The following is a 14,153-nucleotide window of genomic DNA, read 5'->3' as shown; positions in this document are numbered from 1 at the left end:
CCATTCATCCCACGGCTGAAGCCAGGCAAGCTCGGTATGGGCTTTCTGGCACAATTCCTGTAAAGAAGAAGCCTGTATAGTGAGAAAGATAGGAGAAAATGAAAGAATTTCCAAAGCAAGGGGGCAGTGAAAATGTTGTTTGGTGTTTTTCTTGTTTTGTGCTCCACTTATGGTATCTACTATGGCATCAGAACCAGAAGACCAGCAGTCCTTATTTTTTCAGCGCTGGGACTTCTGGGAACCATTTTGGTATGGGCTTATTTCTACCAGAATCCATATTAGAGAATATTGATGATATAAAAAGAAAGGCAGGTTACTTATGGCTGATTACACAAATACGAGAAAGAACGTTCTTGATGAAGGTCCGTTCTATCATGGGACAAAAGCGGAGCTTAAGGCTGGAGATCTATTGGTTCCAGGATTTTCCAGCAATTACGGTTCAGGCAAAACTGCAAAGTTCATCTATTTTACTGCAACCATGGATGCGGCCATATGGGGCGCTGAACTGGCACAGGGAGAGTCAGAAGGCAGGATGTATCTTGTGGAGCCTTCAGGAGACTTTGAGAATGATCCGAATCTGACGGATAAAAGGTTTCCTGGCAATCCAACGAGATCCTACCGCACCGAAGGGGCGCTTCGTGTACTTGGGGAAGTGAAGGGGTTTCAGGGACATTCAGAAGAAGATCTTGAGAGAATGAGGAGTCATCTGAGGGAGCTGAAGAATCAGGGGATTGAGGCCATCAATGAGTAACATCAAGGAAGGGATTAAGTATCATGAGGAAGAGTTGGAAGATGCAAGAAAGCATCTCCATGCGCTTACAGAAAACTGCAGGAAAATGCTGCCAAAGTTCCCAGAGAAGAGTCCGCAGCATACACTGCTCCTGAATCAGATCCGGGCACTTGAAGTCTCTTATGACGTTCTTTCAAATCCGGATAGAAACTGTTCTGAGCCGAAGAAAAGTATGGAGAGCATTCTGGAGCCCTTAGCTTCCATCATCAGAAAATCTGAGAAAGCTCTGGAGAAAGCGAAGCCTCATTTACCTCAAGCCAAAAGACTGGAAAGACTCATCAAAACCATCACCATCAGTATAGAGCATCTGAACTTAAGAGAGAATAGAATGATCAAATAGAAGATTCTGAGCTGACAGAAGGAAGAAAAACTTTTGCTGGCTCAGGATCTTTTTTTGTAAAATTATTCTTCCATAGTTTTACAACTTGATGTGCGTCAAGTGATAAAGAGAGAATTGGATTTATACTAAGCTCATCAGATCCGAATGAAATAAAAAATAGAGGAGCAGTGAGATCATCATGATGCTAAAGAAGAAGTTTGTAGAAGTCTCAGAAAAAAATGTACCAGTACTGAAACAGTATGTTCCTATCGTGAATAGAGTTCATGGAGGACACCATCCTGAAATGAACGAAGTGAAGGAGCTGTTTGAGGGAATGCTTTCCAAAATGAATCAAGCAGGTGAAAGCACCAAGGACCTTGAAGAGTATTTCTTGAAGCTGAGAGGGGTCACGGATCATTACAAAGTACCTGAGGATGTTTGTGAAAGTTATGAGGCTGTCTATCGGCTCTTAGAAGAAATGGATAAGGCTTATGACAGTGAACGGGAATAGAACCGTGAAAGGTGGGAAATAGGATGCAAAGAATCATATTAAAAAGTAAGAACCGTATTTTAGTCATGAGTGGAATCCTCATTGCTTTGGGCTTTGCGGGGGAATTTCTATTCCATAATGAGATGCTCGCCATGGCTGGCCTTGGGGCAGCTTCCATTCTTGGTGTTCTGCCCATTGCCATACAGGCCTATCAGGCGCTGAAGGTGAAGGTTGTGAGCATTGATGTCCTGGTGACCATTGCAGTTCTTGGTGCTTTTGCCATAAAGAATCTGGAAGAGTCAGCCATCGTTACGTTCCTGTTTCTCTTTGGAGCCTATCTTGAGCAGCGTACGCTCAATAAGACCAGGTCTGCCATCAAAGAACTGACTGAGATGGCACCGGAAAGTGCTTTAAAGAGACAGCAGGATGGTTCCTTTCTTGAGGTGGACGTGGAGGAAGTGGATGTGGAGGATGTCCTTTTGGTGAAGACCGGTGCCAAAGTTCCGGTGGACGGCAGAGTGCTGTCTGGTGAAGGATATGTAAGTGAGGCGAGCATCACCGGAGAGTCTCTTCCTGTGGAGAAGAAGCAGGGCTCAAAGGTCTATGCAGGAACCATCCTGGAAAATGGAACCATTCAGATTGTCGCAGACAGAGTGGGAGAAGATACGACCTTTGGCAGAATCATAGAACTGGTGGAAGAGGCTCAGGATGCGAAATCTGAAGCGGAACGGTTCATTGACAGATTCTCCAAGTATTATACTCCGCTGGTGCTTCTCTTGTCCGCGATTGTATTTGCTCTGACCCGGAATGTGGAGCTTTCCATCACCATTTTGGTATTGGGATGTCCAGGTGCTCTGGTCATCGGTGTACCCGTCTCCAACGTCGCAGGCATCGGCAATGGTGCAAAGAACGGTATTTTACTCAAGGGCAGTGAAGTGATCCAGGATTTCAGCAGGGTGGATGTGATGGTTTTTGATAAAACTGGTACATTGACCGTGGGACATCCTAAGGTGTCAGACCATGCTTATTTTGGAAAGGATGAGAAAGAAACCCTGAAGTATTTATCCAGCGTGGAAAGAGAGTCTGACCACCCCCTGGCAAAGGCTGTGGTGGAACATATTGGCATCACGGATGCTTATACGGTAAGTGAAACAGAAGTGATGAAGGGCGGCGGAATCGCAGCCAAAGTGGAAGGAAGACAGGTTCTTGTGGGAAATCTGTACCTTATGGAAGAAAACCAGGTTGCATTTCCTGAAAAATCTCTTGAAATCATCCATCAGTATGAAAGACGAGGGGATTCACTGGTACTGACCTCAGTGGATGGCGTGCTGGAATCAGCGATTGGTGTCCGGGATCAGGTGAGACCTGGAGTGAAAGAGGATCTTAAAAAACTCAGGAAGCTTGGGGTGAAAGAGCTGGTTCTTCTTTCGGGAGACCATCAGGGCACTGTGGATGTGGTGGCAGAAGAACTGGGGCTTACCAAAGCCTTTGGACATATGCTGCCGGAGGACAAATCCGCCTATATTAAGAAGCTTCAAGAGGAAGGTCACGTGGTGGCGTTTGTGGGGGATGGGGTCAATGACAGTCCATCTCTAGCACTTGCTGAGATTGGCATCGCCATGGGCAGCGGAACAGATGTGGCCATTGAAACTTCTGATGTGGTACTGATGAATGGAGACTTTGGAAAGCTTCCCCATGCCCTGGGGCTTACCAAAGCCACAGCCAGAAATATGAAGCAGAATATTGCCATTGCAGTAGGTGTGGTACTGGTTCTTCTGTTCAGCTTGTTCTTCAGTGAATGGATGAATATGTCCATCGGTATGCTGGTCCACGAAGCAAGTATCCTGGTGGTGATTCTAAATGGCATGAGACTTCTGAAGTTTTCCCTATTCTCTCCCAAAGCTGAATCAAAAAGAAAAATAATGCCGAAAGAATCCTATGGAACTTGATTTGCATCAAGTACGAACCCGTGTAAAAGAGATAGTATAAAGACAAAGAAAAAAGAGGAGTGAACCCCCATGAAAAAAGGAACTATGCAGCTGGAAACCCTAACCTGTCCTTCCTGTATCCAGAAGATTGAAGGTGCCGTGAAGAAAATGGATGGCATCCAGGAAGACACATTAAAAATATCCTTCAACTCAAGTAAAGTGAAATTTGATTTCGATGAAGAGAAGGTCAGTCTTTATGATGTGGAAAAAGCCATTGTGAAACTTGGGTATGACGTTTTAAAATCCCAGGAAAAAGAAGCCTAACCTCATATCCAGGAAAGTGAAAGCATCTGATTCAGGTGCTTTTCTTTTTACTCCTCTTCAGTCTGGAAAAGGTCCATGTTACACTAAAAAGGAAGAAACCGACAATCTCAGGCTCCTAAAGTCGAGCTTCAGATGATGATTACGAGTAAACTAGCAGTAGAGGTGGCAAATGGATTGGATTGGCAGAATGAATGAAGTGCTTCAGTATGTGGAAGAGAATCTGGAAAACAGCATTACAGCTGATACAGCAGCAAGGCTCGCTGGATGCAGTGAAGATCAGTTTCTGAGGGTGTTTTCTTACTTGGCGGAGCAGTCTTTTCGTGACTATGTGAGAAACAGAAGACTGACTCAGGCGGCATTTGATCTTTTGAAGGGAGAGGGGAGAATTCTTGATCTTGCGCTGAAATACGGGTATGAGTCTCAAGATGCATTCAGCAGAGCTTTTCGGACATACCATGGGATCCTTCCCTCTAAAGTTCGGAAAGGTGGAGCTTTTCTTCAGTCTTGCCCGAGACTTACGTTCACCATACAGATGCAAGGAGGAAAGAATATGAACTATCAAGTGGAAGAAAGACCAGCCTTTACTGTGCTGGGATCAGTGCATCCAATGAGAACAGAGGAAGCTTTTTTGAAAGTGCCTGAAATCTGGGCTTGTGCCTGGAAGGATGGAACCATGGAAAAGCTGAATGAGTGGTACAGTGGACTGAAGCCGGAAGGGTATCTTGGCATTGCAGCCGGTGGGAAATGGGGTGAAAGCGACAGCATGGAATACATCCTGGGTGTGACCATGGATGAGGAGAATATGAAAAGTAGAAGTGAAGCTCCAGAAGGATTAGAAAAAAGGTTTTACCCGTCGGCCTCCTGGGTGATATTTACAGCAGATGGAGAGCTGCCACAGGCGATTCAGGAAAAGTACAGGGAGTTTTATAGAGAATGGCTGCCTCAGTCCGGCTTTCGTCTGGCAGATCTTCCTGTCATAGAATGCTATCTGGCAGAGAAAAAACAGGAGATTTGGATTGCAGTGGAAAAGTGAGATGAAATCACAACAATCCAAATAACGCTAAGATACCGGTTTTCCCATGGGAGACCGGTACTTTTTTCAGTGATATTCTGTTTTTTCTTCTGAATAAAAGCTACAATAAGAGAATAGAAATGATAGTGTCTCCGAACTGATTCATATCAGTCAGGACCTGGAAGGGAGTTAGCGTATGGATATTGAAAAGAACATCGGCAAAGACTTCTCTGGCGTGATATCTGTGGTGGAAAAAGATAAGATCATCTACCAGAAGGCCTTTGGCTATAGAGACCGTGCCAATGAAATCCCAAATACTGTTGATACAAGATTTGAGACCGCTTCTGCTGGAAAAGCCTTTGTGGCGGCTGCAATTCTGAAGCTTATTGAAGAGGGGAGTTTGAACTTTGAGACTGCGCTTGGTGACGTGCTGGATTTTGATCTCCAGGATATAGATAAAAAGGTTACAGTTTATGAGCTTCTGACCCATACCTCCGGCATTCCCGACTACTTTGATGAGTATGTGATGGAGAACTATGAGGACTTGTGGGTGGAGGTGCCGAACTACCGTATCAGAACCTCCAAAGATCTTCTTCCTCTTTTCATCGACAAGCCAATGATGTATGAAAGAGGAGAAAAGTTTCAGTATAACAATTCTGGCTATGTGATGCTGGGATTGCTGATAGAAGCTCTGAAAAATGTTCCTTTTGATGTATACCTTCAGGAAAAAATCTTTGATCCTGCGGGGATGAAAGATACAGGCTACTTTGAGATGGACAGGCTCCCTGCAAGATGTGCCTATGCCTATATCTATGATGAGGCCCGGGGAGACTACAGAAACAACATTTATTCTGTGGATGTGAAAGGAACAGGGGCTGGCGGCGCATTCACTACAGCAGAAGATGTTGAGAAGTTCTGGAAAGCACTGGCATCGGGAAAGATCATATCAAAAGAGATGTTTCATGAGATGAAAAAGCCTCAGGGCAAAGCCTCCTTCTATGGGTACGGGCTGTGGATCCTTGATTCGGATACACCCTGTTTTCAGGGGAGTGACCCCGGGGTGAATTTCTACACTTCCTTTGATCTGAAGGAAGAACGCATCATCACCATACTCTCCAATGTGGAATACGATGCGGAGACCCTTCATGATGATATCAGGAATGAGCTCCGTAAATAGTTGACGTCTTAATTCGAATAAACAGGAGGAATCTTATGAGTACGAAACGTAAAGTTCTTTTAGATCTTGCAGTATCACTGGATGGTTATATTGAGGGACCTCATGGAGAGATTGACTGGTGCATCATGGAAGAAGAGATGGCTTTTGACCAGTTTTTGGAAAGAGTGGATTCGATTCTTTTTGGCAGAAAGTCTTATGAGCTGTTTCTTCAGTTTCTAAGAAATCCATTTCTTTCTGAAGAAGACAGATCCATGATGGTAACCATGAACAGCAAGAATAAAGTCGTGTTTTCCAGAAGTCTGTCAGGCCTAGATGATGCAAGGATCATATCTGAAAATCTGAAGGAAGAAGTGGAGAAGCTTTTGCTGGAGCCAGGGAAGGATCTGTGGCTTTATGGAGGCGCCAGCCTCATTGAGGCATTTATGAAAGAAGATCTTGTGGATGAGTACAGACTCTCTGTGCATCCGGTGCTGCTGGGAAGTGGAAAGCCTCTTTTTACAAGTCTTATGGAGCGGAAGAATCTGCAGCTGAAAGAAACCAAGTCTTTTCCCTCCGGAGTTGTGCAGCTGATTTATGAAAAATGAAGTTTTTCATAAGAAAGTCCCTAATGAATCCCGGACTTCGGGACTATGAGGTGTAATATGATGATTGTCCTCTTTGGTGTTTCAAACGTCGGAAAGACAACTACCGCAAGGAATCTTGCTAAGCTTCTAGGGTATCAGTTTGTGGACGTTGATGAGTCCATCAGAAAAAGGTATGAGATTTCGATAGAAGAGTTTCAAAACCAGTTTCCATATAGAAACGAGCGAGATCGTATTCGAGGTGAAATAGTAAGGGAAGAGATCTGGCGAGGAAAGGACCAAATGGTCATTGCCATGAGCCCCATCTACTATTACCGCTCCATCGCCCCGGTGATGAGGCTTCCTGGGCTTGTTCCCATTGAGCTTCAGGATACCAAAGAGCACATCTTTGAAAGGATGGTCTTCTCTGATGAAAATGACGTCACCTACAAAGATGATGCCTATAAAAATGCATGGAAGAAAGAGTATCTTATGGACATTCAAAAGGACATCACATAGTATAAGAACATCCATAAAAAGATAGAACTGAAGTACTTTATGAACAATCGGCCAGAGGATGAGGTCGCTCTAGGCATAAAAGAAATGCTCCTTGAAAAATTTAGGGAATGTTTTTAGCCACGTTCTTTGGAGAAATCTGAGTTAAGTATAAATTGTATTGTGAAGTTACCGATAGAAATAAGAGAAGCAAAATTCTAGTCTATATAAGGAGAGCCTTATGCCGTGTAAAAGATGTGAATCCATACCAATATTTGATCATCATGTACAAGATTATTATATTACGCTCCCCACAGACCATCATGTGGAAGGGTTCGAAAAATCTCTAGCGAAAAAAGGTCTGATGTTTGAGAAGATGGAAGAAGGCTACTTCATAGAGAAGCTGGAAGGAGATGCACTCATTTCCTATCTTGCCGCTTCGGTATTTAATTCCGTGGAGAAAAAGGATGTGAGAATTCTCAAGATCCCCCATGGAAAATCTTTGAGCTTCTGCGATCTTAAAAACTACAGAAGTCTCGAAGAATGGGAAAGACTGGAGAGCAATAAGGAAGTGCTCTCCATCATCCAAGAAAAAAGAATCCGTACCCTGTTTCAGCCCATCATTGAGGTGGAGACGGGAGAAATCTATGGCTATGAAGCCCTCAGCCGAGGGGTTCAGAAGGATGGACTTCTGATGAATCCTGGGAAACTCTTCTCTGAAGCAAAAGCCATGGATCTTCTCTTCAATCTGGACAAGGTCTGCAGAGAAGCGTCCATCCGAGCAGCTGCTAAACTGAATCTTACCAAGAAGCTCTTTATTAATTTTATCCCAACAGCCATCTATGAACCTTCCCTCTGCCTTCAGTCCACGGCGAAAACTCTAAGTGAGGTGGGACTTTCACCCGACCAGGTAGTATTTGAAGTGGTGGAGTCAGAAAGAGTCGATGATTTTCTTCATCTCAACAGAATTCTTGATTATTACCGTAATAGAGGATATTCCACGGCACTGGATGACATCGGCAGTGGATATTCGAACATTGAAACACTTCTGAACCTGAAACCCAATTATATGAAGATTGATATGGATGTGATCAGGAACATTCATGAGGACCTTAAGAATCAGAAAGTGCTGGATGAGTTTGTCGTAAATGCCAGAAGAATTGGAGCAAAAATATTGGCGGAAGGCATTGAGTGTCATGAAGAATATGAATACCTGAAAAGTGTAGGCGTAGATCTTTGTCAAGGATACTATTTTGGTAAGCCGCAGGAAGACCTTTTGGAGAACATAGTTCTCACGAACTTATAAAATGATAGGAAAAGCACGGGTTTTTATGCCAGTGCTTTTTTAGTATGGCATTTGAGAAGGTTTTCGCTAGGGCATTCCTCTTTCATATAGCACAAATTGTATATAAAGTCACAATAAGCAAAAAGATTGATTGACCATTGACAAATATATCTGATAGACTTTAGTGGATAACGATTGATTACCAAAAGGAATGGCCTTCAAGGAGTATGAACACTGTTCTCAAGGTGCTGTAAGAATGAATCTGGGCTGATTGAGCTCAGGAAGGAGCAAAGTTTGAAGAAAAGCAGAATCAAAAATCTGGACTTACGGTATTTTGCGATACCTTTTGCCGTCATACTTGCTCTGTTTTCTGTCTTTATGTACCGGGATGTCATGCAGAGAGTGACCGGGATGAATGAGGAACTGGAACAGTATGCTTTGGCAATCACAGACAGGTATACCTCATCCTTACTCAATGCCAGCGATGCTCAAGAGATCATAGAACAGCTGCTGGAAGATAAACTTCAGATTGTAAGTGAAGCCATTCTTATACTGGAAGACCGCAAGGACAGCGATAAACTCACAGAAATTGGAGAGCGCTTTCAAGTGGATGAGATTCATTTATATAATCCATCAGGAGAAATCATCTATAGTAAAGGAAATAAATATGTGGGATGGAAAGCCTATGAGGGACATCCTGTAGATGCCTTTATGAAAAGTGGCGCAAAATATCTTGTGGAGGACATCCGAAAAGATTCAGAAAGCGAGAATTACTACAAATACGCCTACATTAGAGATACTGATGGAAGTTTTATTCAAATCGGGATCCATACAGATAAGATCCGGTATTTCCTGGATAGGTTCACGGTGCAGAGAATGATCGATCAGCTGGCAGATTATGATTACATCCACAATCTGATGTTCATCAGCAGCGATCTGACCGTGGAAGCAAGCAGCCTTAAAGAATACATCGGTCGTCAAGCAGAAGAAAATCAGTTTTTGAAGACACTTGCCACAGGGGAGATCCACACAGAGCGAACGGTCCTAAAAAAACAGGAAGTATTCAGAGTCTGTGTTCCAGTAAAAAGAAATGGCTACAACTATGGCGTTCTGGCAGTGTATTGGGAAACTGCGGAAAGCAGCGCTGAGATCAGAGGAATCATCTTTCAGGGCGTCGTGAAGTTCGCGGTGGTATCTATCATGCTTTTTTCAATCATGTACTACGGCTATCGGAAGAATAAGAGAAATGTGCAGCTGGCTTTTTACGATGAACTTACAGGACTTCCCAATCAGACCTATCTGGAAGATCATTTGGAAGAACTTCTCACCCACGGAAAGCAAAAAAAAGTGGCACTGATGATGCTGAACTGCAATAACTTTAAAGTGCTCAACATGACCTATGGATACCGCTATGGCAATGATATCCTGAAGGAGATGGCGAAGAAGCTGGGAGACATCACTGGAAAAAACCGTAAAATTTTCCGGTTTGATGGAGACCGGTTTGCGGTGGTGGTTGGGGATTATAAAGATAAGAACCAGCTGAGAGAACTGGGGGAAGAAGTTCTGAATCTTTTTAAACATCCCATCTCTACTGCAGCAGGCAGTCAGTTCCTTTCCATGGAGCTCAGTATTGTGGAGAATAAGAATCAGAAAAATACATCCGATAAGATGATTCAAGATGCTGCTTTGGCGTTATCTGGAATCAACCACAATGAGCAGTTTGCTATTTCATTTTATGAGGAAACCATGGAGGACCAGCTGAAAAGGCAGGACCGGATCGAAAAAGCGCTTCGTGAATGTATCATGAATCCTGATGATGAACAGTTTTTCCTTGCTTATCAGCCGAAGCTGAATCTTGAGACGAATGCGGTTATAGGATTTGAAGCTTTAGCCAGGCTCCATGTGGAAGGGGCAGGATTTATTTCTCCCCTGGAATTTATCAGCATAGCGGAAGAGCGTCACCTGATTTATGAGCTGGGGAATCTGATTTTCTGGAAAACAGGGCAGTTTTTGACGAGGCTGAAAGAGAATGGTTATGAGGATCTCATCGTATCGGTGAATGTATCTGGAATCCAGCTTCTTCGGGAGACATTTCTCACTGATTTTCAAAATATCCTGAAAATCTCTGACATCAGGCCGCAATGCCTGGAATTGGAGATTACCGAATCGGTACTTCTCAGCAACTATGAGCTGGTGAATAGAAAATTGCAGCAGATCAAAGATAAAGGTATACGCATCTCTCTGGATGACTTCGGCACAGGATTTTCTTCTCTCTCCAGATTGAGGGATATGAACATTGATATTGTGAAGATTGACAAATACTTTATCGATAAAATTGTGGACCACGGAGAGGACAAGCTCATCACAGCGGATATCATTTCCATGGCCCATAAATTAGGACTCCAGGCTGTGGCTGAAGGGGTGGAGGAAAGAAAACAGATGGATTATCTCAAAAAGTATCACTGTGATGTGGTTCAGGGATACTATATCAGTAAACCGCTCTCTCAGAATGATGCCATTTTATTTCTGCAAGGGGTCTAGGATGAAATAAAAGATCCCTTTTCAGCTGCATGTGTCTGCTTTAATCTAATTTTAGCTTTTTAGCATATAATATTCATTATGAATAGATCAAAAGGAGAAAACGGATGCGGATTGCAAATAATGAACTCAGTGAAATGGAGAAATATATAAAGAGGATCGATGAGGACACACTGATCTGGGTGCAAAAAAAGTCTAAAGAAGTAGCAAGGCTCATGTCTTATTACCGCTGTGCCATGATGGAGATTGAGACCAAGCTGAATGTCCTTAATGAGGAATTCTCTTGGGAAATGGACCATAATCCCATCAGCAGCATCAAGAAAAGACTGAAATCCATGCCGTCCATCATCGGAAAGCTGGAGAGAAAAGGTCATCCTCTGTCCATGGAGAATATCGAAGAGCATCTCATGGATGTAGCAGGGGTCAGGGTCATCTGTTCTTTTCCAGAGGATGTCTATGCCATGAGAGATGCACTCATCCGCCAGGATGATCTGGTGCTTCTGGAAGAAAAAGACTATATCAAGAATCCAAAGCCCAATGGCTACAGAAGTCTTCATTTGATTGTCGGGATTCCGATCTTTCTTGCCAAGGAAAAGAAAATGATGAAGGTGGAAGTGCAGCTGAGAACCATCGCCATGGATTTCTGGGCATCTCTTGAACATCAGCTGAGGTATAAGAAAAACAGCTACTTCACCAAGGAAATGGCGGAGGAACTCACGGAGTGCGCAAGGATCAGCGCTGATCTTGACCTACGTATGGATGCCATCAGAAAGAGTGTAGAAAAGCAAAAGCATCTGGAGCCTTAGAAGTAAAAATCATAATAGGAATATGAAGCATTCCCGTGTGTCACAGGAGTGCTTCTATTTTTTTGTTTTCATGCTGAAAATAAGTGAAGGCCGCAGAAAGTGAGAGCAGTGTCACTAAATTATACACAAGTGAAGACTTAATATCAGGTGAAATATGCCGAAAAAGATGATATCACCTGATTTCACTGGACGGAGTTAAAGAAGTGAAGTTGGAATTTTTTGGGGGGAGTAAGGACGGAACGGGACAGCAGGGAAAGACAGAGAATAAGAATCAGCGTGGATTCTTAGAAAGACCATTGCACCAGTTTTGGTAGCTCATTCTAGTATACGAAGGAGAAAATTTCTGATGAAGTTAAAAGGGAAAATTGTATTTGTCACAAGCATCATCATTGTTCTGGCCATAGGAGCCCAGGCTCTAGTGAGCATGATTTCCACCAGCAGATCCTTGGAGAAGGTCATCGTCATGCAGCTGGAGGATCAGATTGAGAATCTTGAAAACGAACATATTTCGGCGGATGAAGTGGTAGAAATCACGAAAAATGCGCTGAACGATAAAAATATCGCCTTAACCAGAACCGTAGCGGAGATCATTGCGTCTAATCCAGACTATCTGGAACAGGAGAAACTGGTTACTTTGGCGAAAGCACTGGGTGTCGACGAGATACACATCACAGACGAAAATGGAGTACTGCAGTATGGAAATATCAGTGATTTCTATGGCTTTGACTTTGCGGGCTCAGATCAGACAAAACCGTTTTTGACACTGATTGATATGAATGGAGGAAGCCTTGCACAGGAACCGACAGAGCGTGGAACCGATGGCACATTATTCCAGTACATCGGTGTTTCCAGAGTAGATGCTCCTGGTGTGGTGCAGATTGGGCTGGAGCCAAAAGCAGTGCAGGAACTTCTGAAGGCCTTGGATTTACAGAGCACCATCGCAGCCCTTGATATCGGCAATGGTGGATTTGCTGTGATTCTAGATCAGAACGGAGTCATTCTATATGACAAGGATGAAAGCTTCGTGGGCAAGACTTCTTCCGATAATCCATGGATGGCACCTGTTCTGTCAGAAAAAGATACGCTGCATGAGGTGACTGTAGGGGATAAGCCGTTTTATGCTATGGCGAAGGAGGTAGAAGAAAGAACCTACCTTGTGACCTATCCACGAGCCGAAATTATGACCATCACAAGAAACAATCTCATCAATAATATCGTTGCAGTGGTATTATCCATCGGGATTCTTCTTGCGGTTATTTCTTTGGTTCTCAGCAGATGGGTGACAAAGCCTCTGGGACTCATGGAGAAAGCCATGGAGAGAGTAGGACAGGGAGATTTTACTGCGGAGATGGGTTACAAGTCTAAAGATGAGATCGGTCTTGCCAGCATACAGTTTGGTCTTATGACGGAAAACATCCGAAGGCTCATCAAAGGAACCGTTTCAAGTTTCGCTTCGGTGACCAGCGCGTCAGACAATGTCATGAACAATGTGGAAGGACTCCTTTCTGCAAGCAGAGAAGTGACCAAGGCTGTGGAGGAGATTGCTGAAGGGGCCATGGAGACAGCTACAGGAGTCAATGAAAGACTTTCTGCAGGACAGGATCTTGGAAAGAGCATCCAGAAGATCACTGGACGTCTTTCTGAGGCCCAGGAGATATCAGGGGCGATGGTCCGTTCCAACACAGAAGGCAGAGGAAAAATTGGCAGCCTGCAGGAAGTCTTCCGAAAGACCGTGGAAAACACGGGAGAAGTGGCAGCCAATGTGGAGGAGCTGAGAAGAAGCTCCAAATCCATCGAGAACATTCTTGGCACCATCAAAGGCATTGCGGACCAGACGAACCTTCTGGCACTGAATGCGTCCATTGAGGCAGCTAGAGCTGGAGAAGCGGGCCGTGGTTTTTCAGTGGTGGCAGAGGAAATCAGAAAGCTTGCGGAGCAGTCTTCAGGATCTGCAGAAGAAATCAACAGCATCATCCACAATATCGTGTCTGTTGTGAGTATCACTACAAAAACTGTGGAAGAAACCCAAAGCTCTGTGGACTCAGCCAAGGGAAGCCTTGATGAAACCGTGGTGGTCTTTGACGAGGTGGATCAGAATGTCCATGCCTTGGAATCGATCCTCACGACGTTCATAGAAGAAACCCGAACCATCGATACACTGAAAAATGAGCTCATTGTCTCTTTAGAGTCCATGGCGGCAGTCAGTGAGGAAGCGGCGGCATCTACAGAAGAGATCAGTGCCTCTTCAGAAGAGCAGTATGCAAGCATAACAGAGATTGGAGAGGAGATGGAAGCTCTCAATAAGGAGATTTCCAAGATTCAGACAGAACTCAGCAAGCTGAAAGCATAAGAAATAGAAATCAAGTGCAGTAAAGGAGAAGTCTTCAGATTTCTCCTTTACTCTTTTTTAGAAGACTATGGCATCCGTT

Annotated in this window: 14 protein-coding genes; all 14 read left to right on the top strand. The window is 43.9% G+C overall.

Annotation, left to right across the window (positions count from 1 at the left end; translation table 11 throughout):
- Window positions 1–132 precede the first annotated feature (132 nt).
- The 14 genes from DEF30_RS09790 to DEF30_RS09725 all read left to right on the top strand — a co-directional run bounded on the left by DEF30_RS09790 (window position 133) and on the right by DEF30_RS09725 (window position 14,074).
- Window positions 133–282 (top strand): hypothetical protein, encoded by a 150-nt coding sequence (locus DEF30_RS09790; RefSeq protein WP_294098782.1) that lies wholly within the window; start codon window positions 133–135, stop codon window positions 280–282.
- 37 nt (window positions 283–319) lie between these two features.
- Window positions 320–751 carry an NAD(+)--rifampin ADP-ribosyltransferase gene (gene arr / locus DEF30_RS09785; protein ID WP_294098781.1) on the top strand — a complete coding sequence of 144 codons (432 nt, stop codon included), beginning with the start codon at window positions 320–322 and terminating at the stop codon, window positions 749–751.
- Window positions 744–1,130: a hypothetical protein gene (locus DEF30_RS09780; RefSeq protein WP_294098779.1), complete on the top strand. Its 387-nt coding sequence runs from the start codon at window positions 744–746 to the stop codon at window positions 1,128–1,130. Before arr ends, DEF30_RS09780 begins: the two co-directional genes overlap by 8 nt.
- Before the next feature lie 178 nt (window positions 1,131–1,308).
- Complete coding sequence (locus DEF30_RS09775; protein ID WP_031574522.1) at window positions 1,309–1,620, top strand: hypothetical protein; 312 nt, start codon at window positions 1,309–1,311, stop codon at window positions 1,618–1,620.
- Window positions 1,621–1,643: 23 nt separating this feature from the next.
- Window positions 1,644–3,548 (top strand): heavy metal translocating P-type ATPase, encoded by a 1,905-nt coding sequence (locus DEF30_RS09770; protein ID WP_294098775.1) that lies wholly within the window; start codon window positions 1,644–1,646, stop codon window positions 3,546–3,548.
- Between the two features lie 69 nt (window positions 3,549–3,617).
- On the top strand, window positions 3,618–3,851 hold the full coding sequence (locus DEF30_RS09765; RefSeq protein ID WP_031574516.1) for a heavy-metal-associated domain-containing protein: 234 nt from the start codon (window positions 3,618–3,620) through the stop codon (window positions 3,849–3,851).
- Window positions 3,852–4,020: 169 nt separating this feature from the next.
- A complete protein-coding gene (locus DEF30_RS09760) occupies window positions 4,021–4,884 on the top strand; it encodes an AraC family transcriptional regulator (RefSeq protein ID WP_294098769.1) in 864 nt (287 codons plus the stop codon).
- Between the two features lie 175 nt (window positions 4,885–5,059).
- Window positions 5,060–6,040, top strand: a complete 981-nt coding sequence (locus tag DEF30_RS09755; protein ID WP_294098766.1) for a serine hydrolase domain-containing protein — start codon at window positions 5,060–5,062, stop codon at window positions 6,038–6,040.
- Between the two features lie 35 nt (window positions 6,041–6,075).
- A complete protein-coding gene (locus DEF30_RS09750; RefSeq protein ID WP_294098764.1) occupies window positions 6,076–6,624 on the top strand; it encodes a dihydrofolate reductase family protein in 549 nt (182 codons plus the stop codon).
- A gap of 57 nt (window positions 6,625–6,681) precedes the next feature.
- Entirely contained in the window at window positions 6,682–7,119 is a 438-nt protein-coding gene (locus DEF30_RS09745; RefSeq protein WP_294098762.1) for a shikimate kinase, read from the top strand.
- Window positions 7,120–7,336: 217 nt separating this feature from the next.
- Complete coding sequence (locus DEF30_RS09740) at window positions 7,337–8,401, top strand: EAL domain-containing protein (RefSeq protein WP_294098759.1); 1,065 nt, start codon at window positions 7,337–7,339, stop codon at window positions 8,399–8,401.
- Between the two features lie 273 nt (window positions 8,402–8,674).
- Window positions 8,675–10,921, top strand: a complete 2,247-nt coding sequence (locus tag DEF30_RS09735) for a bifunctional diguanylate cyclase/phosphodiesterase (protein WP_294098758.1) — start codon at window positions 8,675–8,677, stop codon at window positions 10,919–10,921.
- A 104-nt stretch (window positions 10,922–11,025) separates the two neighbouring features.
- Window positions 11,026–11,724, top strand: a complete 699-nt coding sequence (locus DEF30_RS09730; protein WP_294098756.1) for a GTP pyrophosphokinase family protein — start codon at window positions 11,026–11,028, stop codon at window positions 11,722–11,724.
- A gap of 346 nt (window positions 11,725–12,070) precedes the next feature.
- Window positions 12,071–14,074, top strand: coding sequence for a methyl-accepting chemotaxis protein (locus tag DEF30_RS09725; protein WP_294098754.1), 2,004 nt, complete (start codon window positions 12,071–12,073; stop codon window positions 14,072–14,074).
- Window positions 14,075–14,153: the final 79 nt, after the last annotated feature.

This window comes from Proteiniclasticum sp. (assembly GCF_003514505.1).
Taxonomy (GTDB): domain Bacteria; phylum Bacillota; class Clostridia; order Clostridiales; family Clostridiaceae; genus Proteiniclasticum.
Note: the sequence above shows the minus strand (reverse complement) of the source record. Positions and strands in the feature narration are given on the sequence as shown.